The 20,754-nt window shown below is 76.1% G+C and carries 21 protein-coding genes and 1 pseudogene; 2 read left to right on the forward strand and 20 right to left on the reverse strand.

Features of this window, described 5'->3' with window-relative positions; all coding sequences use genetic code 11:
- The 19 genes and pseudogenes from ACE3Q3_RS04400 to ACE3Q3_RS04490 all read right to left on the reverse strand — a co-directional run.
- Positions 1-2,751 (reverse strand): annotated as a pseudogene (locus ACE3Q3_RS04400) (hypothetical protein); the annotation flags it as partial.
- A gap of 10 nt (positions 2,752-2,761) precedes the next feature.
- Positions 2,762-3,196, reverse strand: coding sequence for a hypothetical protein (locus ACE3Q3_RS04405; RefSeq protein ID WP_374442447.1), 435 nt, complete (start codon positions 3,194-3,196; stop codon positions 2,762-2,764).
- Positions 3,197-3,231: 35 nt separating this feature from the next.
- A complete protein-coding gene (locus tag ACE3Q3_RS04410) occupies positions 3,232-6,069 on the reverse strand; it encodes a hypothetical protein (protein ID WP_374442451.1) in 2,838 nt (945 codons plus the stop codon).
- Positions 6,066-6,332, reverse strand: coding sequence for a hypothetical protein (locus ACE3Q3_RS04415; protein ID WP_374442454.1), 267 nt, complete (start codon positions 6,330-6,332; stop codon positions 6,066-6,068). Before ACE3Q3_RS04415 ends, ACE3Q3_RS04410 begins: the two co-directional genes overlap by 4 nt.
- A gap of 77 nt (positions 6,333-6,409) precedes the next feature.
- The gene (locus ACE3Q3_RS04420; protein WP_374442457.1) at positions 6,410-6,814 is read right to left on the reverse strand and encodes a hypothetical protein; all 405 of its coding nucleotides are present in this window, start codon (positions 6,812-6,814) and stop codon (positions 6,410-6,412) included.
- A gap of 11 nt (positions 6,815-6,825) precedes the next feature.
- The gene (locus ACE3Q3_RS04425) at positions 6,826-8,238 is read right to left on the reverse strand and encodes a phage tail tube protein (protein WP_374442460.1); all 1,413 of its coding nucleotides are present in this window, start codon (positions 8,236-8,238) and stop codon (positions 6,826-6,828) included.
- 28 nt (positions 8,239-8,266) lie between these two features.
- The gene (locus ACE3Q3_RS04430) at positions 8,267-8,677 is read right to left on the reverse strand and encodes a phage tail terminator-like protein (RefSeq protein ID WP_374442463.1); all 411 of its coding nucleotides are present in this window, start codon (positions 8,675-8,677) and stop codon (positions 8,267-8,269) included.
- Positions 8,674-8,973, reverse strand: coding sequence for an HK97 gp10 family phage protein (locus ACE3Q3_RS04435; protein ID WP_374442465.1), 300 nt, complete (start codon positions 8,971-8,973; stop codon positions 8,674-8,676). Before ACE3Q3_RS04435 ends, ACE3Q3_RS04430 begins: the two co-directional genes overlap by 4 nt.
- On the reverse strand, positions 8,970-9,320 hold the full coding sequence (locus ACE3Q3_RS04440) for a hypothetical protein (RefSeq protein WP_374442468.1): 351 nt from the start codon (positions 9,318-9,320) through the stop codon (positions 8,970-8,972). Before ACE3Q3_RS04440 ends, ACE3Q3_RS04435 begins: the two co-directional genes overlap by 4 nt.
- A complete protein-coding gene (locus ACE3Q3_RS04445; protein WP_374442471.1) occupies positions 9,317-9,880 on the reverse strand; it encodes a DnaT-like ssDNA-binding protein in 564 nt (187 codons plus the stop codon). Before ACE3Q3_RS04445 ends, ACE3Q3_RS04440 begins: the two co-directional genes overlap by 4 nt.
- Before the next feature lie 3 nt (positions 9,881-9,883).
- Complete coding sequence (locus tag ACE3Q3_RS04450; protein WP_374442474.1) at positions 9,884-10,909, reverse strand: major capsid protein; 1,026 nt, start codon at positions 10,907-10,909, stop codon at positions 9,884-9,886.
- A gap of 28 nt (positions 10,910-10,937) precedes the next feature.
- On the reverse strand, positions 10,938-11,609 hold the full coding sequence (locus tag ACE3Q3_RS04455; RefSeq protein WP_374442477.1) for a head decoration protein: 672 nt from the start codon (positions 11,607-11,609) through the stop codon (positions 10,938-10,940).
- Between the two features lie 37 nt (positions 11,610-11,646).
- On the reverse strand, positions 11,647-12,135 hold the full coding sequence (locus ACE3Q3_RS04460) for a hypothetical protein (protein ID WP_374442481.1): 489 nt from the start codon (positions 12,133-12,135) through the stop codon (positions 11,647-11,649).
- A 12-nt stretch (positions 12,136-12,147) separates the two neighbouring features.
- Complete coding sequence (locus tag ACE3Q3_RS04465; protein WP_374442485.1) at positions 12,148-12,561, reverse strand: XkdF-like putative serine protease domain-containing protein; 414 nt, start codon at positions 12,559-12,561, stop codon at positions 12,148-12,150.
- Positions 12,558-13,814: a hypothetical protein gene (locus ACE3Q3_RS04470; protein WP_374442488.1), complete on the reverse strand. Its 1,257-nt coding sequence runs from the start codon at positions 13,812-13,814 to the stop codon at positions 12,558-12,560. Before ACE3Q3_RS04470 ends, ACE3Q3_RS04465 begins: the two co-directional genes overlap by 4 nt.
- Positions 13,801-15,150, reverse strand: a complete 1,350-nt coding sequence (locus ACE3Q3_RS04475; RefSeq protein ID WP_374442492.1) for a DNA-packaging protein — start codon at positions 15,148-15,150, stop codon at positions 13,801-13,803. The genes ACE3Q3_RS04470 and ACE3Q3_RS04475 overlap by 14 nt, the downstream gene beginning before the upstream one ends.
- Positions 15,147-15,653, reverse strand: coding sequence for a hypothetical protein (locus tag ACE3Q3_RS04480; protein ID WP_374442495.1), 507 nt, complete (start codon positions 15,651-15,653; stop codon positions 15,147-15,149). Before ACE3Q3_RS04480 ends, ACE3Q3_RS04475 begins: the two co-directional genes overlap by 4 nt.
- 123 nt (positions 15,654-15,776) lie before the next feature.
- On the reverse strand, positions 15,777-16,319 hold the full coding sequence (locus ACE3Q3_RS04485; protein WP_374442498.1) for a hypothetical protein: 543 nt from the start codon (positions 16,317-16,319) through the stop codon (positions 15,777-15,779).
- 5 nt (positions 16,320-16,324) lie between these two features.
- Positions 16,325-16,870, reverse strand: coding sequence for a hypothetical protein (locus ACE3Q3_RS04490; RefSeq protein ID WP_374442501.1), 546 nt, complete (start codon positions 16,868-16,870; stop codon positions 16,325-16,327).
- A gap of 109 nt (positions 16,871-16,979) precedes the next feature.
- On the opposite strand from ACE3Q3_RS04490, the gene ACE3Q3_RS04495 reads away from it, so the two are divergent.
- Both ACE3Q3_RS04495 and ACE3Q3_RS04500 read left to right on the forward strand, forming a co-directional pair.
- Positions 16,980-17,684 (forward strand): S24 family peptidase, encoded by a 705-nt coding sequence (locus tag ACE3Q3_RS04495; RefSeq protein WP_374442504.1) that lies wholly within the window; start codon positions 16,980-16,982, stop codon positions 17,682-17,684.
- 50 nt (positions 17,685-17,734) lie between these two features.
- Positions 17,735-19,444 carry a glycosyltransferase family 4 protein gene (locus tag ACE3Q3_RS04500; protein WP_374442508.1) on the forward strand — a complete coding sequence of 570 codons (1,710 nt, stop codon included), beginning with the start codon at positions 17,735-17,737 and terminating at the stop codon, positions 19,442-19,444.
- Here the strand turns inward: ACE3Q3_RS04500 and ACE3Q3_RS04505 are convergent.
- On the reverse strand, positions 19,420-20,562 hold the full coding sequence (locus ACE3Q3_RS04505) for a 2OG-Fe(II) oxygenase (RefSeq protein ID WP_374442511.1): 1,143 nt from the start codon (positions 20,560-20,562) through the stop codon (positions 19,420-19,422). The genes ACE3Q3_RS04500 and ACE3Q3_RS04505 overlap by 25 nt on opposite strands.
- Positions 20,563-20,754 lie beyond the last annotated feature (192 nt).

Consider the following 20,754-nt stretch of genomic DNA (forward strand, 5'->3'; position numbering starts at 1 on the left):
CGGCACCGCCACCGCCAGGAGTTCGCCGGCCGTGACGGCGAGAAGCGCATCGACGAAGCCCCCGCCGCCGCCGGGGCTGCCCTCCGCTCCGGCGCCGCCGTGGCCGCCACCGGCGCCCCACAACTTCGCCCGCAGGGCGGCGACCCCCGCCGGCACCCGGAACAGGTGATGGCCCGGTCGGGCGAAGACGCGTCCGGCGGCGGTGGTGCCCAGACCAGCCTCGAAGGTCGCGGTCAGTGGGTATTGCGGCCGCGAGGCCAGCCACAGCAGCCCCTCGGCCGCATCGGCGAAGGCCTCCCCGGGACCCGGCGGAAACCCCTCGGCCGGCGCCAGCACCAGGCCGCCGTCGAAGACGCCGTGACCCGCCGACGCCGCCATGCGGATCGCCGTATCGGCGGCACGATAGAACCAGAGCCCCTGCACGGAGCCGAGCGCCGCCGGAGCGGCGTGGCGCACCGTGCCGAAGGCGGCCGGCAGGTTCTTGCCGGCCATCTCCGCCCCGCCCGCGCCGGGGCGCAGCCAGAGCGACCAGTCGGAATGGCTGCCCTCGCCCACCGCCTCCGCGACCTCGACCACGAGCGTGCCCGACGATTCGGTCCAGGACGCGACCTGCCCGGCCAGCCAGGTGCCGGCGAGATCGGTGGTGCGGGCGATCCGCACGGCATCGCCGGGCGCCGCCGCCGGCTCGGGGCGCACCGAGACGGCGTCGACCGTCCCTGCGAACGCGGCATCGGCCAGGAAGGCGATCCGCGTCGCGATCGCGGTGGCGACGAAGTCCGGCCGATAGGTCCCGGAGGCGGCAATCGGGTCCCCGACCGTCTGGCCGTCGACGAGGCAGCGGAGGGTGCCGGCGGTGGAGGTGACGTCGAAGCGGATGCGGTAGGCGGCGTCGGGGACGGTCGCGATCGCTTGCTCGAGGGCGGCCGCCACGCCCGGTGTCTTGGCCGCGTGGGCCGCCCCATGGGACCAGCCGAGGCCGGCGCTCCAGCCCGTGAGCGAAGTGGTGAACTGGCCGTTCGTCACGAGGTCGGGCAGGACGAAGGTGCGCGGGCCGACCCCGACCGTCACCGGCGATGCCGAGGCGAGCAGCACCCGGTCGCCGCCGAAGACCGCGCCCTGCAGGGGCTGGTCGAGCCGCCGCAGCCGATCGCGCAGCGCCAAGGTCAGGTGGCCGTCGGCGAAACTCTCCTGCTCGATCTCGCCGGTGAAGACCGGACGATAGTCGTCCCAGGTCCAGGCGGGATGCCCCACCAGGATGCGCGCGGCACGCCGCCGGAAATGCCACCGCCGGCCGCCGCCGGTCGTCGTCTCGGTGCCGAGCCCGTCGAGCGCGCCGTCCGCGTTCTCGATGACCACGGTGCCCGTCGCCGGCTGCGAGCGGCCGAAGGGCGCATTGTCGGCCCAGAGCGCAGCGCGCAGCTCGACGTCGACGAGACGGCCCGGGATGCGCGTGTGCGGCAAGGATCCGCCGGCGCCGGTGGTGAAGTCCCGCGTCGACCAGCGCAGCGGCCGGGTCGCCCCGGCCCCGGCGTCCCATGGTTCCACGACCGCCACCCAGTCGAGGTCGCCGGTCGGGTCGGCGAGCAGCGCCGCGAGGTCGCCCGGCGCCGGCCGCGGCCGGCGCACCGGCGCCCCGGCGACCACCGTCGCGCCGCCACCCCTGGTCGCGATGCCCCCGGTTCCGGCGGGACCGGCGTGGCCGGTCGCCGGGCCGAGACGCACGGCCCGGCCCGCGATCAGGACGGCACCGGCAGCCGCTGCCGGCCCTGCCCCCGAGCGCAGCCTCGCCGGCCGGCCGATGCCGGCGATCGCCCCGTCTGGCGCCGTCGCCCCAACCCCGAGGCGCGCCCGGACGGCGGCGCCGGTCGCCGCGCAGGATCCGCCCGTGGCTGCCAGGACGCGGCCGACGCCGGCCCGGACTCCGGCCGCGGGACCGGCGGCGCGGACGGGTGCGGCCGCCGCAGCCAGCATCTGGCCGGCCACGAGCCCCGCCGCCGCCCCGGCGCCGAGCAGGCGCCCGACCCCGGCCGCTTCCGTCACGCCGCCCGCGAGCCCCGCCGCCGGCCGCCCCGACCAAAGGAGGATACCGGCATCGGCCGCCAGGATCCGGCCCGTTCCGACATGGAGGGCGGCGGCGCGGCCGGTGGCGGCGACGCCCGCAGTGCCCGCCGCCGCGACCACGCCCACAGCGCCGCCGCCCCAGCCGTCGGCGAAGCCCGAGGGCGGCGTGCCCGTATAGTCCGCGAGGAGGCGCAGCGTGCCGCCGCGGGTCGAGCCGCCGCCGTCCATGCCGCCCGCCAGGTAGAGGGTCGTGCCGGCCGTGAAGCTGTGCATGGCACCGGTGCCGGCCGCCGGGTTGCCGGCGAAGGGGCCGCCGGCATCGCCGTACCAGATCCGACCGGCGTCGATGTCGACGAAGAGCTGGACGACGGCGCCGTTGGCGAAATTGGCGTAATCGCTGCCGGTGGCGCCGTCGTGCTCGAGCGCGCCCTGGCCGTTGATCGCCCAGCTCGCGGCCGTGTTGCCGGGGGCCGCGGCGAGCGCATGGCCGGCCGTGGCGAAGCCGTGCCGGCAGGCGCTGCCGTTGGCGGCGATCTGCGTCAGCTGGACCCGCCACTTGCCCGACGAGAGGCCGACGGTGGAGCGCACGCACCCCACCGTCCCCGACGCCTGCTGCCAGGTGCGGTTGCCGTTCGACAGGCTGACGTCGCCATCCTTGTCGGACGGGTTCCAGACGGGCTGGTCGGCCATCGGCGCCGGCTCAGGCGGGGGCCATGGTGAACCAGCCGTCCGTCGCGTGCGGCGACACCTCGAACGGCCCGTCGGTCGACGCGGCGGACCCGCCGCCGGTATCGAGGTCGACATAGCCGAGCAGCGCGTCGGCGGCGTGGGTGTCGTCGTAGATGACGAGGTACTTGGCGGTGAGCGTGACGGCGGCGCCGAAATCGACCGGGTCGGAGGTGAACCGGACGGTGGTGCCGGTACGCGCCAACGCAACCCCGGTCAGCGTGACCCGGGCATAGTCGCCGCCGGCGAGCTCGTTGGTGAGGTCGGCCAGCGCCGCGTGCGCCGCGACGTCGGGCGTATAGCCGGAGCCGGCCAGCGCCGCCTTGAAACTGTGCCCGTCGAGGTCGACGAGGCCGCGGGCGATGCCCTCGATGGCCGCGCCGTAGAGCGTGAAGCTGCCTGCCGCCATGGTTCGTGCTCCGTGGTTGGAATGGGAAAAGGGGGTCAGCGCCGCCGGCCCGCAGCCGCGGCCGCGCCGGCGCCCGGACGATCGGCGAGCGCCATGCGCAGGTCGCCCCGCAGGCCGGCCAGCTCCGATCCGAGCATCCGCAGGCCGCGCTCCAGCGCCGCGAAGCGGGCATCGAGCCGGCGGGATTCGTCGCGGTCCGCGGACCGGGCGTCGACGGTCGCGACGCGCAGCGCGTCGACCGCATCCGTCAGGCCGCCGCCGTTCCGGTTGGCCGCCAGCCGCTCGAAGAGCCGGGCCTGCTCGACCGAAAGGACGCGCTCGCCCGGCATCGCCAGGATCGGCACGCTGTCCCGCCCGGGGACGCCGCCGACGACGAGCCCGCCATCGGCATAGGGGACGCCGAAATGGCCGAACGGCACGTCCGTCACGAGCCGCAGCCGGTCGATGAAGGCGATCCAGCGGTTCAGGTCGGGAAGCCCGCCGGGCGACAGGAAGGCCGCGTGGCCGCCGGCGCCGAAGGCGCCGGAATAGCCGGCCGCCGTCGCCGCCGCGAAATACTGCCGCCGCGTCAGCCCGAGGCCGCCCGGATGCGGCGCGTCGAGCCAGTCGGTCGCCGCGGCATCGGTCGCCGCGCCGTCGTAGCTGGGAAAGCGACGGGCCAGGAAGTCGGGGGTCGCCTCGTCCGCGCCGCGACCGAGATGGGCGACGCCGAAGGTGGGGGGCGACGCCGTGCCGCCGCCGGCGCGGAGGTCGGCGCGCAGCCCCGCCAGTTCCTCGGCGATGCGTGCCAGTTCGGCATTGGCGGCGCGCTGCAGATCGGCCTGCCCGGCCGCGGCCGAGGCGGCGGCCGTCTCGCCGGCCCCGAGGCGCGCGAGGCTGGCATCGAAGACCGCGACCGACTGCGCCGACGCGCCGAAGACGATGCGCGCCAGTTCCTGGACCCGGGCGGCCGCCTGCTCCAGCGCCTGCGCCGCCTCGGGCGCATCCTCCCCACCCGCGAGCACGCGCGCCAGCGCGGCCGCCTCCTGGCGGCGCGCCTCGGCGAGCTGTTCGCCCGGCGACAGCGGCGAGGCCGCGCCGACGACGAGCCCGTCGCGGAACCGTCCGAGGCCGCCCGCCGCCGCGGCGAGGGCATCGGCGAGGCGGCCGGCAGCGCGCGCCGCCGCCTGCTGCTCGCGCTCCAGGCGGCCGAGGCTCTCGATCGCCGCCAGCGCGGCATCGTCCGTCGCCGGCCCGCCGGTGCGCGCCGCGGCGGCCATGGGATCGGCGGCCACCTGGTCGATGGCGGCGGCGATCGCCGCCAGCGCGGTCTCGGGAATCCGCCGCAGGTCGTACTGGTAGGCGAAGCGCGGGGCGAGCGCCGCCGCGTCCTCGCGCGCCAGGGTGCCGGTCGCGCCGGCCGCCAGCGCCGAGCGGATGGCGGCGAAGAAGTCGGGCGTCGCCTGCGGGTCGAGGCCGAGCGACCGGAAGAGCGCGTCGGCGGTCGGCACGTAGTCACGACCGGCCAGGGTCGCCCCCGTGCGGGCGAGGAAACCGTCGCGGTCGGCGGCGAGATCGTCCGCGAGACCGGCCACCGCGCGGGCGAGCCCGGCCGCGATCAGCCGGCCCGCCTCGGCGGCATCGTAGCCGAGGCGCTCCAGGACCGGCGCCATCGCCTCCCACTCGGCGGCGAGCCGACGGGTGCCCTCCTCCAGCCGCCCGAGCGGCTCCTCGGCAGCGGCCGCGCGCAGCCCGGCCATGGTCTCGACCATCGCGCGCAGGCCGTCGGTCGCGGCATCGAGCGGCAGGCCGAGCTCGGCCGTCTTGTCGAGGAAGGCGGCGACCTGCTGGCCGAGCGCCTGCGCGTCGGCACGGCCGGCGGCCTCGGCCGCCGCCGCCATCGACTGCGCGAAGTCGCCGATGCCGGCCTGCAGCCGCCGCACCTGGTCCTCGAACCCGGCGATGAAGCCGACGTCGGCCATCAGCTCGTCGACCGTGGCCGCGGCCGAGCCCGAGAGATGCATCGCGATGCGCTGGCCGAGCTCGGCGCCCCAGGCCGACCAGTCGGAATCCTTGAGCAGCGCCACGGCGAAGCCCTGGCGCGCCGCTTCCACCGCCGCCTGGTTGCCGGGATCGGCGTGGAACCAGGAGCGGCCCGCCGCGTCCGGACCGTCACCCGCACCGGCATCGTAGAAGAGGCGCAAGCCCTCCTTCTCGTTGAGGGTGGCGCCGATGGCGGCACCCGGATCGGCGGACCGGCGGACGCCGAACTGGCGCTCGAGCGCGACGACGAGGCGCGTCAGGTCGGTGGTGACGCCGGCGGCCGCGTCGGTGACCGACGGGAAGCGGGTCGAGGCGTACTGCGCCGTCGCCGGGTCGGAGAGCCAGACCGAATATTCCCCCTGCGGCACCTTGGGTTCCTGGCGGAAGAGCGAGCCGAGCCAGCCGCCGAGCGCCCCGCCCGCCAGCGCCGCCACCGGCCCGAGGAAGCCGAGGCCGGCCGGCAGCAGCGACTGGAACCCGCTCGCCGCCGCCCGGCCGAGATTGGCGAAGGCCGAACCGAGATCGAGGGCGCCACCGGTGCCGAACATCCGGCCGACGTCCCCCGCCAGCCGGCCGAGGATGCCGACGAGGCCGTCGGCGGCCCGCGCGCCGCCGGCGACGAGCCCGTCGAGGAAGCCCTCGCCCGGCAGGGCGGCCGTCGCCCGCTCCATCGCGGACAGGCTGCGGGCGGCCGCATCCAGCGATCCGCCGAGGCTGCGGCCGAAGTCCGAGAGGCCGCCCTCGGCCTCGGCGGCACGGGCGCGGATGTCGTCGAGCGCCCGGACGGCGCGGGCGGCCCCCGCCTCGGCGCCGGTCGGATCGATGAGGATTTCCAGGACGGCGTCGGTCATCGCGGAGCGTCCTCCGGCGGTTGGGCGGCCTTGCGGGCGTGGGCGAGCCAGGCGTCGTCGAGATGGGCGACGATCTCGCGGAACTCGCCGCGCGCGAGCGGGTAGGCGATGCCCTCCTCGTCGAGCCAGTGGCGGAGCGCGGCGAGGGAGATGGCGGCGGGCGGCGGTCCTGGCGGGCGCTCGCGGGCGAGCTCGAGGAAGCAGCGCCAGTAGGGCTCGGCCCAGGGCGCCACCTCGGGCCGGCCGGCGAGTGCCGGTGGCACCCTGCCGGCATGCGCCCCCGCCGCCTCCAGGAGGTCGGCCCGGGCGCCCCACTCGAGCGCCCAGCCGAGCGCCGCCGTCAGTTTTTTGCGACGTCCGCGACGAAGCGGCGGCGGAAGGTCTCCGCCGTGTTCGCCGCCTCGAAGACGAGATCGCGGAAGCGGCGATGCGCAGGATCGAGGAAGATCTCGGCCGCCGCCTCGCGCGAGAACGGGATCGGGCGGCCGGCCTCGTCGGCCAGTCCCTGCCAGCCGGCGACGATCTCCTCGGCCAGCAGGCGGGCGGCGATCTCGTCCTGCTTCTCGGCCGGGATCGGCATGCCCGCACCGACCAGCCGGGCGAGCGGCCGCAGCAGGCGCGCCTGCGCGTTGCGGTAGGCGGGCGTCGCCGTCGAGCGGACGGTGACGACGAGGCCCGGCAGGATCTCGACCGGCACGCCCTCGGCCTCGGCCGCGGGATCGGTCGCAAGGTCGCTCAGCTTCATGGGGCGGCTCCTCAGACGGCGAACTCGGCGAGGCGGTCGATCTGGATGCTGCAGCCGGTCGCCGGGTCGCGCAGCCCCATGAGCTCGAAGCGCAGCACGCAGTCGGCATTGCGGCTGCCGGCCTCGATGCGGCCGCCGGAGAGCTTCACCCGCGGCAGGGTGACGACGTAGGCCTGCCCGCCCGCCGCGGCGACGAAGGCGAGCGAGGTCTCGGTGCCGGCGAGGTACTTGTCGTAGAGCGCGCCGTCCTGGAAGTAGGCCTCCAGTGTGCCGCCGACCGCGGCGTCGCCGACGCCGATCGCGACGTTGCCGAGCGCGCCCACCGCCTTGACCTCGCGCAGGTTGTTGTTCAACTCGACCGTCACCTGGCGGACGATGCCGGCGCCGCCGCCGCCCTCGCGCACCAGCAGCACGTCGCCGACCGCGTTCATGACCGGCGCGGTGCCGGCGGGGAGCGGGTCGCCGGTGCCGAAGCCGGCATCGCCGCGCAGGGCGTCGCGGCCGATGAGCTCGAAGCTCGCCTCCAGGATGCGGCCGGTCGCCAGCGTCAGGCGCATCAGCCGCACCATCTGGCCGCGGAACAGCAGCACCTGGGCGATGTCGGCATGGACGCGCTCGATCGAATGGCTGATCTCCTCGACGCCGTTGCGCGCCACCTCGCCGAAGAAGGCGCGGACGGTGCGGCCGGTGCCGGGATCGGCCGCCCAGCCCTCGGGCCGGTGGTCGAGGGCGAGCGCATTGGCCGAGACGGCGGCGATGCGCGCCCAGCCGTTGCACGCCGCAGTCGCGAAGGATTGGCCGGCGCCGGCGCCGCCGATCGCCAGCCACTGGCCGGGGCGGAGGCCGAGGGTGGTGAAATCGAGCGCCGTCGACGCGAGCCCGCTCGGGGTCGCCGCGAGGTCGCCGGACGCGCCCTCGAAGCCGACCGCCCGGATCGCCTTGTCGGCCCCCGAGCCCTCGACCGCGAGCGGAGTGCCGGCGACCGTCACGATGGTCGCCGTCGCCGCCGTCACACGATGCAGGCCGTTGTTGCCGGCCGCGGCGAAGCCCTCGCCGCGCAGCAGGTGCCCGGCCGCGAAGGCGCCGCCGCCGGCGCTGAGGCCATAGGTCGCGGTCGACGCGACGGCGGCGCCCGACAGACGGGCCGCGGGCTGGAAACGGCCGAACAGCGCCGCCTCGAACAGCGGGTCGGGGGCGCCGAAGCTGAGCTCCATGCCGATCGTTCCGGCCGCGCCGGCATCGATGCGGGCGACGTCGGCGACCTGGCGGTCGTCGCGGAACTCCTCGGACGCGACATGGCGCAGGTTGAAGTCGAGGCTCTGCTGCTTGGCCCGGAGCGTCCGCATGGGCAGGGCCGGCGTCACCCCCCAGCTCGTCTCCTCGACGAGCCGGAGCGCGACCCGGCTGGTGTCGCCGATCGTCATGATGGGTCTCCCGGAAAGGACGGCAGGATCAGAAGAGCGTGTCGCGGGCGAAGGGGACGGAGAGGCTGGCCCGCGCCCACCCCTCGGCCGCCGCATCGACGGCGAGCGACGGCGCGCCACAGCGCAGGCCAGGCCCGGCCCAGCCGCGCAGGATGGCGGCGGCCCGGTCGGCCAGCTCCAGCAGCCGCGCCCGGCCCGCGCCGGGCGGCGCGAAGAGGTCGACCGTGACCAGGCCGTCATGGCGGTGGAGCCGCCGGCCGTCCTGGTCGAAGCCGACGGCGCGGGCGGCGACCGGCACGACGGCGAAGCGCAGCCACGGCGCCGAGGCGGGCGGCGGGGTCGGATCGCCCGGCCAGCGCACCGGCACCGCCGGCTCCACCAGCGGCCATTCGCCGGCGAATCGCGCCGTCAGGTCGAGCAGCTCGCGGCGCCAGCTCATCGCGGCACCACGGCCGACGCCGCCGCCAGGACGGCCGGGCGCGCCATGGGCTGTCCGGGCCGGTGGCGATCGCCATACTCGACGGCGGCGGCATAGGGCACGGCGTTGACGACGCGGACGGTGCCATCGGCGGCGGGTTCGAGCCGCCAGCCGTCGCGCAGCCGGCCCGTGCGAACCGGCGAGCGGGCCGCCGCCGCGTCGCGGGCGGCGACCGCCGCCCGCTCGCCAGCCTCGGACGCGAGCCCCTCCACCACCGCCGCCATGCGGTCGAGCGCCGCCCGGAAGCCGGCGCTCATCGCACGACCCGCAGCCGGTGAAAGGCGGTGGCGTCGCCGGCACCGAAGCTCTCGACCACGGTCACCGGCCAGTCCTCCCCGTCGATGGTCAGGATGTCGTCCGGCCGCGGCGCCCCCGGGAAGCCGGCCGCCGCCAGGCTGGCGTCGGCGAGATGGACCTGGATCTCGGCAGCGCGGCCGCGGCGGCGCAGCACCCGCGCCGGCACGGTGCAGGCGACCGCGCCGGACGCGGCCGCCTGCGCGGCCGCGTCGAAGGCGCCGGTGCGCCGGGCCAGCGTGACCGGACGGCCGTGCCGGGCGAGAATGGCCAGCACCTGGCCCCGGACCAGCGTCCCCAGGCCCGTCACGGCCGGCCCCCGTCGTGCATTCCGACCCGGAACGCCGCGGCGCCCGCCGGCGATGCCGACGCCAGCCGCGGCGCCGGCGCCGTCGGGCGCAGCAGCGGCGCCAGCGGCAGCGCCACCGCCGGCGGCACCCCCGCGGCATCGCCGCCGTCGGCCATCTCGACCGCGAGCGGGCCGAGGGCGAAGCGGCGCAACCGCCGCCCCGCCTCGGCGAGCGCGCCCGGCTGCTCCAGCTCGAGCCGGGCGGCCTCGGCGACCGCGACCTTCAGCCCATGGGGGATGGCATCGGCGGCGACGATCGGACCCGCGTCGTCGGCGACGCCGCGGCGCGGCCAGGCGAGGACGTTGACCGTCCAGGGCACCGCCTTGTCGCCCCGCCAGCGTCCCGCGAAGAGGCCGTCGATCGCCGCCGTCGCCCGACGCAGCGCCGCCTCGCGCGCCTGGATCGAGGCGGCGGCCCAGCCGGCCCAGCCGAACGCCGCATGGTGGGCGTCCGCGTCGGCCGGCGCGAGATAGCTCTCGGCGCCGGCGACGCCGGCACCGCTCTCGACCAGGAGCGCCATGGCTCAGTTCGAGGTGTGGACGCGGACCGCGAGCGCGGGCCGGCGGACGACCGGGAGGGGGTTGCTCTCGGTCATCAGGTCGACGCCGCGGCCGTCCGGGCGGCCGATCTGGCGGGCGTAGAGCGGCAGGCCGATGGTGTTGGCGGCCTCGATCAGGTTGGCCGGGGCGAAGTAGGTGACGAAGGCGTCGGCGGTGCCGAGCGGCACGGCGATGCCGTCGCCCGCCGGGACCAGCGGCTCGGCCGCGCCGCCGGCGAGCGTGACGGTGCCGCCATATTCCTCGAAGACGATCCCGGCGAAGGGGAAGCCGCGCCGCAGGTCGTCGCGCAGCGGCTGGCCGCCCTGGGTCGCGGCGAAGTAGCGGTAGGCGTCCTTGACCGAGCCGTGCTTGACGAGCTTGTCCCAGAAGGCAGGGCTGACCAGGACATGGACGCCCGTCATCGTCTCGCCGCGCAGGTTCGTCTCCATGTGCCGCAGCACCTCGCGGCACTTCTCGGCGACCTCGGTGCCGGTGGTGCCGAGCGCGAAGTCGACCGTCTTCTGGGTGATGCCGAACTCGGCGTGCCAGTCGTAGAGGACGGCGCCGGCGCCGTCGCGAAGCTGGCCGCGGAGCGCGTTGACGCGCATGAACTCGAGCGTCTGGGCATGCTTCATGCGCATCCGGGCGAGCCGCCGCTCCATGAGCTGGGCCAGCGGGTCGGCGGCGTCGGTGGCGCCGAAGGCGCGGATGCCCTGGATGTCCTGGGGCAGGATGACGTCGTCGTGCGGGATGTGCGGGACGACGAAGCCGCGCTGCCGGCGCTGGGTCCGGTTCGCCAGCGTCGGCGGGCCGCCGGGCGGCACCGAGGGCAGCAGGTTGAGGGTGCCGTCCGCTTCCTCCAGCACGATCTGGCGCTGGGTCACGCCCTCGTCGCGGAAGATGCCGAGCTGGCCCACCCGGCCGTAGCGGTTGGGCAGCAGGTTGATCGCCTCGGTCAGCTCGGCCAGCGAGAAGCCGCCGGTGTCGAACGGGTTGGTGACGACGGTCATGTCGGGATCTCCGGTCGGAAAGGGGAGCTCAGGCGCCGGTGCGGGCGACGATGCCGAGGTGGGCGAGCCGGGCGAGGCCGGCGGCGATGTCGTCGGCCTCGTAGCTCTCCGGCCAGGCGAGGCCGTCGGCGCGGACGAGCGCCGGCCCGCGCGCCAGCACCAGCGCCAGGGCGTCGCCCGCGGCCGGCACGGCGACCGGGTCGACCAGCACGGCAGCCGGGACGGCCGTACCCAGCGCGCCCGCGGGATCGAGCTCGACCAGCTTGCCGGAACCGGCGGCCACGGTGATCGCGAAGGCGTCGCCGGCGGCGAAGTCGCTGGCGCCGTCGGCGAGGGTGAAGGCGAGGCCGCCGCCGGCGAAGGCGACGCCGACGCGGCCGATGCCGACGAGCCGGCCGTCGGGGCCGGTCACCGCGAACGCACCGCCGTTGGCGGCCGCCTGGAACAGCTCCAGCCGGTACACGCCGGGCTCGGCGCCCGGGCCGACGGCGACGGTGCCGAGGGCGCCGTTGCCGATGTTGCCGCCGGCGGCCGTGCCCGCGGCCGGCGTCGTCAGCGCGATCCGGCCCAGCACCGTGCCCGACGGCACGATGCGGGCGCTGCCGGTGGAGGCGATCGTCGCCGGGTCGCGCACGTAGCGCGGATCGGACTCGTGCTTGAGCCAGTCGCCGGCCGCGGCCGGCAACGCGAGGACGGGCATGGGAAGGTCCTTCGGGCTGGAGGGAGATCGGATCGGATCAGGCGGCAGGGCCGCGGGCGGCGCGCGCCCGGCGAACGATCGCAGCCTCGGGCGGCGGCACGGCGGCGCGGCCGCGCTCGCCCCAGAGGTCGGCCTCGGTCACCGCGGCGGCCGCCCGGTCGAGCACCTGGTCGAGCCAGGCGAGCGCCGGGGCCGCGATCGTCGCCGCATGGTCGGCATAGGCGTCCGGGGCGACGCCGAGCGCCCCCCAGGCGGCCGCCTTGGCGAGGCGCTGCCCGCGCAGGCGCTCGGCCTTGAGCAGGGCGATCTCGGCCTCTCGCGCCGCGACCGCCTTGGCGATGGCCTCGGCCACCGGATCGGCCACCGGATCGGGCGCCGGGTCGGGCGCCGGGTCGGGCGCCGGATCGGATACGGGGTCGGGTACGGGGTCGGCGCTCTTGACGAGGAGGATGCGGGCGGCCGGATTGACGCCGTGGCGGCACAGGCTGATCTCGGTCACCACGAGGTCGACGAGGCGATGGGTCATGGCAGCCTCCCCTCAGGCCGGCAGGCGGCGGGCGACGCCGCCGATCGACAGCGCGGACAGCTCGCCCGCCAGCACGGCCGCCCAGACGGCGTCGTCGGCGATGCGGATGCCGACGAACCAGCCCTCGCGGCCGTCGCCGATCGCCAGCGCCTCGCGGATCGCCGGCGTCACCACCAGGCTCTCGACGACGGTGCCGACGGCGGGAGCGTCGCCCCCGCCGTCGGCATGTCCGGCCGCCCCGCGGCGGGAATGCGCCATGAATGCGTGGGCGGCGCGGACGAGCTCGTCGGTTGCGATCGTGTCCCCCTCGGCGTCGACCAGGGGGCTGCCGTCCTCGACGGAGACGCTGGCCCAGCCCCAGACGGTGCGCAGCGCGCCGTCCGCCTTGGCGATCGGCAGGGTGAGACGGAAGGGATGGTCGATCATCGCGCGGTCTCCGGTGCGGAATCGGGGGGTGGCGGCAGGCCGGCGGCGGCCCGGAGGAAGCGGGCGAGCCCGTCGTCCGGGAAGAGCGGCACGCCGGCGGCGGCCAACCGCTCGACGAGGCCGGCCAGCGTCGCGGCGTCCACCCGGCCGACGCGGCCCGGCACGAAGCGCGGCATGGCGGCGGGATCGAGGGCGTTGATGCGCCACAGCCGCGGCACGAGATGGCGGTTGAGGGTGCCGGCGATGGCGCCGAGCCAAGCCGCGACCGCCGTCTCGAAGCGGTCGCTCTTGTCGCGGGCCAGCGCATAGGACCCGGCGCCGTCGCGCCCGAGCAGGATGAAGTCGGCCAGCACGGTCATCGCGATCTCGCGCGCGCGGTCGACGATCGCCTCGCGCAGCGGCACCGACTGGCCGCCGGCCGCGCCCAGCAGGCCGAACTCGAAATAGGGATGGCCGTGCTCGTCGCGGTCGGACGGCAGGACCAGCCCGGCGCGCTCGTCGACCTGGGTGTCGCGGACGATGCGCTGGAAGTCGTGGAAGAGCGCGCGCTCCTCGGCCGAGGCGCCGGCCGCCATGAAGCGGGCTGGGATGCGGGCGACCGGCAGGCCGCCCAGGGCCCGCCAGTAGCCGATCGCCTCGCCCTCCTCGAGCCGCTTCTTGAAGTACCAGGGACGATAGGCGTTGCGCAGGATCGAGCGCCCCTCGGGGTTGCCCTTGGCGGCGGTGGTGCGGAAGAGCAGCGACTTGGCGATCGGGATGAAGACCGGCTGCGGCGCGTCCGGCGACGGCGCCTGCCACAGGCCGCGGATGCCGCCGGCAGGGTCGAACTCCCAGCGCAGCGCCGTGTCCTGGCCGCGCAGGGCCAGCTTGCGGACGCCGATGCGGCCGTCCGGCGCCGGGCGCCGCTTCCACACGATCTCGAACCAGGCCCAGCCATGGACCAGCATTCCCAGCACTTCGACCAGGAAGTCCTCGAAGCCGTGGCTCATGTCGTCGCGCACGGACTCCAGGAACCGCGCGCCCTCGGCCGCGGCCTGACCGGGGCCGGCCGGCGCCACGGTCCAAGGCACGCCGCGCAGGGTCATCTCGACGGCGAAGAGGACGGCGCCGACCACCGGGTCGTTGGCCGCCATCTCGCGGTAGACGGCGACGCCGCGCCGGCCCTGCAGTTCCGGCAGGAACTCCTCCCGCACCAGGCCCGACCAGGCGCGCAGGCCGGAGCGGCCGATCTCGGCGAGGTCAGCGCCGGCCATCGCCGCCCCCGACCAGGATGGGGGCGACCAGCGGCGCGTTCGGCCGGTCGGCGAGTGCCGACAGCGCCCAGACCAGCGCGTCGACGCGGTCGGGCGACGGTCCGTCGCCGCCCGGAACGTAAGCGCACATCTGATCCTCCAATGCGTCGAAGCGGCCGGCATGGTGGACGCGGCCCTGCTCGTAGAGGGCGGCCACCGGCTCGGCCCGGGCCTGCTTGCCGCGGCTGGCGGTGACGCGGCGGTAGGCGAGCTCGGCAGTCCGCCGCAGGCCGGCCGCCGCCATCGCCTCGGCGGCGCGGCGCAGCACCGCCTCGACCATGTCGCCGCCGTTGTTGGCCTCGCCGATCAGGCGGTCGGCGCCGAGCCGGTCGTAGGCCGCGACCGCGCGGCGCGCCCAGCCGTCGGGCGACAGCCGGGCGCTGGCGTCGGCGAGGACGAAGAAGCGGCCGGCGCGGTCGCGGGCCGCAGCGACGATGCCGGTCTCCGCGCTGTCCTCGCCGGCGGTGACGGCGGGATCGACCGCGACCACGACCTGCGCCGGCGCATCCGGCGGTACCGCGCGGAAGCCCTCGCGCTCGAACATGGCGCGCTGCCAGAGGGCGCCCGGCACTTCCTCCAGGAACTCGCCCGCCAGCTCCTGGCGGCCAAGGCGGGTGCCGCCATAGCGGCGCTCGAGGTCGGTCAGCGCCTGCGGCGCCAGGTTGGCGGCATTGTCGGCGGTGGCGCCGCGGGTGACGACCGTCCCCGAATCGGCGAGCAGCCGGCGGAGCCAGGCGCGCGGCCGCGGCGTCGAGGTCGCGATGCAGCGCGCCTCGCCGAGGCGCAGGCCCATCATCAGGTTGTGCCAGGCCTCCTCGTCCGGCCACTTGGCGACTTCGTCGGCCCAGGCGAGGTCGTGCTCGGGGCCGCGCAGCTGCTCGGGGTCGACGGCGGCGAAGGTGGTGGCGACGGCGCCGTTGGACCAGGTCAGCCGGCGCAGCGACGGCTGCCAGCGCGGCCGCGCGCCGGGCGGCGACACGGCGAGGATGCCGGACGGGCCCTCGACCATGACGTCGCGGACGTCGGCCGCGGTCTCGCCGACGATGGCGATGCGGCGCGCCCGGCCGGATTCGGCCTCGGCGCGGACGAACTCGGCGGCCGCCCGCGTCTTGCCGGCGCCACGGCCGGCCTGGATGAACCAGACCCGCCAGGGCGGCGGCGGCGGCAGTTGCATCGGCCGCGCCCAGAAGCGCCACTCGTGCAGCAGATGGGCGCGCGCCGCCGGCGACAGGCCATCGAGGAACGACCGGCGGAGGTCCGGGCGGATCGCCAGCTCGGCGGCAAGCGAACGGGTCATGCCGACGCCTCCACCGGCAAGGTCGCGGCGCAGCGGCCGCAGGGTTCCGTCGCCGGCCGCGCGTCGGCCGCCGGTCCCGCCAGGAGCGCCGCCAGTCGCTGCAGCCGGCGCGCGACCTCGGCCGCGGCCTCGCGCACCGCGGCGCCGTCGTCCGCCGGCGGCGCCTCGGGCAGGTCGAGCGCCAGCAGGCGCGACCGGCGGGCCTCGATGGCAAGGATGCGGTCGATCGCCGGCCCGTCGCCGGCCTGGGCCTTGCTCCAGGCGCCGGCCAGCGCGCGATCGAGGCGCAACGCCTGCAGCCGACGCTCGGTCGCGGGATCGTCGGCCGCTTCGCGGAGCGCGCGGGCGACGGCGCGACGGGCGGCGCCGACGCTCGGGAACAGCGACCCCGCACCGTCCGGATCGGGCGCCGCCGCGATGCGGCCGTAGTCGACGCCGTCGGTCCGCAGCGCCAGCGCCAGCGCCCGGCGATGCGCCGCGGCGGCACGATCGATCGCCGGCATCGCCCCTCCCCTCGACTGGCCCCGAAATGCATTCGGTGCGGAACCCGTCTTCCAGGGCACCGCGCCGATCGTGCTTTTTGGTACACCGCTGGGCGGTTATGCGGTAGCCGGGTTACCGCATTTTTAGTTCGGCCCGAGACGGAAATGGCGGGCCAGTTCCCGCAGCCCCGCGCGCAGGGCGGCGAGGCGGGCGGCGTCGGCCGGCATCTCGAGCGCGACCGCCGCCGCGTCGACCGCGCGGGCGGCGGCCGGGCCGGCCGCCGCGAGGGCCAGCCGTGCCGCGCGGTAGAGCGCGCGGCGGCGGACGGCAGCGGCCTCCCGCTCCGCCTCCGTATGCGCGGAGGGTTCCGCCTCGCGCGGCAGCCGCTCGGCCCAGAAGCGCGGCGGCAGGGGCACCGGGGCGCGGCCGAGCGTCCAGGCGAGGCGGGCGAAGCGCCAGCCGGCCTCGACCAGCGGCGGTGCCAGGCCGCTCGCCGCGTCGCGCCGCAGCCGGGCCGCCAGCACATCGAGCGGGAAGTCGATCGCGACCGCCGGGTCGCCGGCCACCCGCCGGCGGTGCGCCAGCAGTTCGGGCGTCGGGCCGGCGCCGTCCGCAGCGCGTGCGGCGCGGGTGGTGCGCCGTCGGCGCTTGGCGTCCGGATCGCGCGGCCGGCCGCGACGGGCCACTGCCGTCAGCCCGCGACGGCAGCCAGGGAACTGGCGCCTTCGACGATGGTGGGCGGCCGGACGACGCGACCGGTGCGGTCGGCGTCGGTGGCCCGCGCGTCGTCCGCGAACCGGGCCCAGGCCGGCCAGCGCGCGGCCGGGTCGTGGCCGTAGGACGGCCCGTCGCCGCCCGGGACCTCGGCCGGCTCGCAGCCGGCGGTGCGGTCGCGCAGGCGGCGGCGCCACGCCCGGTAGGTGGAGGGATGGACGCTGAACAGGGCAGCCGCCCGCCCGTCGCCGACGCCGGCCGCCGCCAGTTCACCGATGACGGCATCCGACGGCGGCCACGCCCGGTCGGGCGCGGCGGCCGGTCGTGGCCGGGCGAGGCGGCCGGCGGCGCGAGCCGTCGCCAGGCCGTAGCGCGCGGCGAGCAGCGACACCGAGGCCGGGGAACGTCCGTGGCGACGACCGACCATGGCCAGCGTCTGGCCGCCGGCAAAGGCCGCCGCCAGGGCCTCCCGGCTCGGCGGCCACGGCTCCACCCCCTCGTCCCGTCCCCTGCGCGCCGCCATGTCGTCCTCCCTCGTCTCGCGGAAGCTGCGGCGGCCACGTTACGTATTATGCGTTTAATCGGACAAGAGGGGGTGTCGTTGAATCGAATTATGCGGTATTGGTCCGGCCATGGTCGAGCCATCGGACGCGGCCCGGGGCCTGAAGGCCCTGCGCGAGGAGGCGGGGCTGTCGATGCGACAGGCCGCAGATGCCCTCGGCATGTCGCTGACCGGCTACCAGCACTACGAGGACCGCTTCAAGAAGCCATACCTGCCGGTCGACCTGATGCGCCGGGTGGCGGGCATGCTGGCCGGGCGCGGCATCGCGCCGGCGCGCGTTCTGGCGCTGGCCGGCACCACCCCGGAACTGGTCGGCGTCGAGCCCGTCGCGGCGCCGCCGCCGGCGCCGGTGGCACGCCCACGCCAGGCCGCGCCCGTGGTGCAGTTCGACCGCACGCGCCGCCTGCCGGTCTATGGCAGCGCCCAGGCCGGGCCCGACGGCCAGCGCATCGATTTCGACCCGATCGAGTGGATCGACCGGCCCGACGCGCTGCGCGAGGTCAACGGCGCCTTCGCGATGTACGTCGTCAACGACAGCATGGAGCCCAAGTACGAGCAGGGGGACATGCTCTACGTCCACCCGACCCGGCCGCCGAAACGCCTCAGCCACGTCGTCATCGTCAAGACCGACGACACCGCCCTGGTGAAGCGCCTCGTCCGCGCGGAGGTCGACGCCTATGTCGTGCGCCAGTACAACCCGCCGTGCGAGTACGCGATCCCGCGCCGCGAGGTGAAGGCCCTCTACCTCGTCATGGGGTCGATGGACGGCCGCTAGGCCGGCCCGGCTCGCCCCGCCCGCCACCGCCTCTCCCGCCCGGAGCCTCGATGCCGACCGCCGCCGACACCGCCCCCCTGCCCGCGATCCGCTACAGTTCGCGCGACCTGATGGCCGGGCGGCCGCTGATCGTCGGCCTGACGGTCGCGACGCAGACCTTCTTCGAAGCCTACGTGCGCAACCACCCGGGCCGGACGATCACCGGCTACGTGCGCGACCAGGCGACCTACGAGGACATGAAGGCACTGATCGGCGAGATCACCGGCCGGCCCGAACTGGCGCGCGGGATCGGGCCGCGGTCGCGCGACATGCTGGCCCAGTGCGGCGCCGTCCTGATGCAGGACCCGGCGATCGAGCGCGAGGCGCGCCACCGTCGCGATCCCCGGGCCTACAGCCTGATCGGCCTGACCCACAGCCTGTCCAGCCGCGAGTCGTGGGGCGAGATCCAGCGCTACGCCCTGGCGCCCCTGCAGCCGTGGGACGCGCTCGTCTGCACCTCGCGGGCGGCGCGCGCGGTCGTCGACCGCCTGCTCGACGCGGCCGACGAGGCCCTGGCGCGGGCCGGCCTGCCGTCGCCGGTTCCGCGCCCCGCCCGCCCGATCATTCCGCTCGGCATCGACGCGCCGCGGCTGGCCGGCGACCCGGAGCGGCGGGCGGCGTGGCGGGCCCGCCACGGCATCGCCGCGGACGCGGTGGTGGTCCTCTTCTTCGGCCGCCTCAGCATGCATGCCAAGGCGCACCCGTTCGCGATGTTCACCGCCGTCGGCGAGGCGGCCCGGGCGCTCGGCCGGCCGCTCGAGTTCGTGCTCGCGGGACAGTTCGCCACCGGCTCGATCCGCCAGGCGTTCCAGGGGCTGGCGGACGACGTCTCCGACGCCGTGCGCACCACCTTCGTCGAGAACCCCGACAACGACGAGCGGCGCTCCGCGCTCTCCGGCGCCGACATCTTCCTGTCGCTCGCCGACAGCATCCAGGAGACCTTCGGCCTGGCACCGGTCGAGGCGATGGCGGCGGGCCTGCCGGTCGTCGTCACCGACTGGGACGGCTACCGCGACACGGTGCGGGACGGTATCGAGGGCTTCCGCATCCCGACCATGATGGCGCCGCCGCCGGCGGCCCGCGGGGCCCAGCGCAGCTATCTCGGCGAGGCCGTCGACTACGACCGGTTCTGCGCGGTCATGGGGCAGATGGTTTCGGTCGACATCCGCGCCGCGGCCGCGGCGATCCGCGGCCTCGCCGCCGATCCCGAGCGCCGCCGCGAGATGGGCGCGGCCGGCGTCGAACGGGCGCGGGCCCTGTTCGACTGGCCGGCCGTGATGCAGCACTGGCGCCAGCTCTGGACCGGCCTCGCCGAAATCCGCGCTGCCGCTCCGGCGACCCGGCCACCCACCGCCGAGCCCTTCGCCATCGCCCCGCCCGATCCGCTCGACCTCTTCCGCTCCTTCCCGACCCGCATGGTCGGCGAGGACGACCGGGTCCGCCTGACGAACGCCGACGCCGCCGCGGTCGTCGCGGCCTGCCGGGAGGCCGGTTCCTTCCGCTACGCCTTCGCGCACCTGCCGGCCGCGGACCGCTTCGAGGCGCTGCTGGCGGCGATCGCCCGACGGCCGGACCAGCCCGTGCGCGACCTGCTCGCCGCCTTCCCCGGCCAGCGCCGCGCCGAGGTCCTGCGGATGCTCCTGTTCCTCGGCAAGCGCGACCTCGTCCGGATCGCCGCCCCGGCCGCGGCGGGCCGCTATTCCTCGGCCGCGATCGGCTGATCCTCGCCCTCGTTCGGCACCGGCACCACGAGGTGCCGGGTCGCGGCGCGGATCTCGGCGGCGGCCTCGTCGTAGAGGAATGGCAGGGTGGCGTAGCGGACGCCCCGGGTCACCGGCAGCGCCTCGTGCGTCAGCGAACAGGAGAACACCACCGCCCCGCCGGTCGGCGCGCGATAGGTGCGGCGGCCGAACTCCGGGAAACGCAGGTCGCCGCCCTCGTACTCCTCGGCGTTGAGGTTGATGGTGACCGCGAAGCGGCGGTGCTTGGTCGCCGGCGAGGTGTTGTCGCGGTGCGGGAAGAAGAACCCGCGGTCGGCGCCGTCGTAGCGCGCCACGATGTAGCGCTCGATGCGGGTGGCGTTGAATTGGAAGGCGCGCTGGATCATCGGGATGAGCCGGTGATAGAGGCGCCCCTGGATGCCGTCCTTCAGCGGCTCGTCGGTGATCATGCAGTCGGTGCGGCGCTTGCGCGAGCGGTCGAGGACGCCGACCGACTTGCCGTCCCGCGAGGTCATGTGCCCCGACGCGAAGCCGCCGTTCGCCTCGTAATAGTCGATGAGGCGGCGGCAGAAGGCGGGCTCGAAGACACGGGGCAGGATCAGGACCGGGGCAACCCCCGGCGACCAGCGGTCCTCCGCGATGCGTGGCAGCCGGTCGAGCACGGCGAGCAGCGCCCGGGCGTGCTGGTCGGGCTCGGCGAGCGAGGCCCAGACGAGGGTCCGCAGGGCCGGGTCGAGGACGATCGTCTGCGGGTAGACGTCCGTCGGGTCGTCGCCCCGCGCCGCCTTGAACTGGCGCGCGATGTCGCCGTCGGCGTCGGCGAACCAGCGGACGCCCGGGACCTGTTCGACCAGCCGCTTCTCAGTCAGGTCGGTCGGATCTCCGGTCACGCCGAAGATCGCGACGTTGGCGTCGTCGAACCGGTCGCGGTGCCGGGCGAGGAAGTCGCGCAGCGCCCGGCCGGCCGGACTCTCGGCACGGCCGACGAAACTGACGACGACGAACCGTCCCGCCATGGTGTCGAAACTGAAGCGCGGATTGGAATGCGTCGGCGCCATGAACCAGGGCGCCGGGTCGCCCGGACGCAGCCGCCGCTCGGGAATGGCACTCGTACTCATGGCGTCTTCCCCCACAAAGACGGTCGACGCCCCCCACCAACTCGACTCCGGCGTGGGCCGCCCGCCCCTGCCGACACGCGGGTTCCGTCATATCAACTCGATCCGGCCGGCGCAACGCGACCGCGCACTGCGCGCAAAGCGCGTCCGGACGCCGCGAAGCGGTTGGCGGGCGGGCGGGCGCACCCTATCATC

The organism is Allostella sp., from assembly GCF_041913585.1.
Taxonomy (GTDB): Bacteria; Pseudomonadota; Alphaproteobacteria; order ATCC43930; family Allostellaceae; genus Allostella.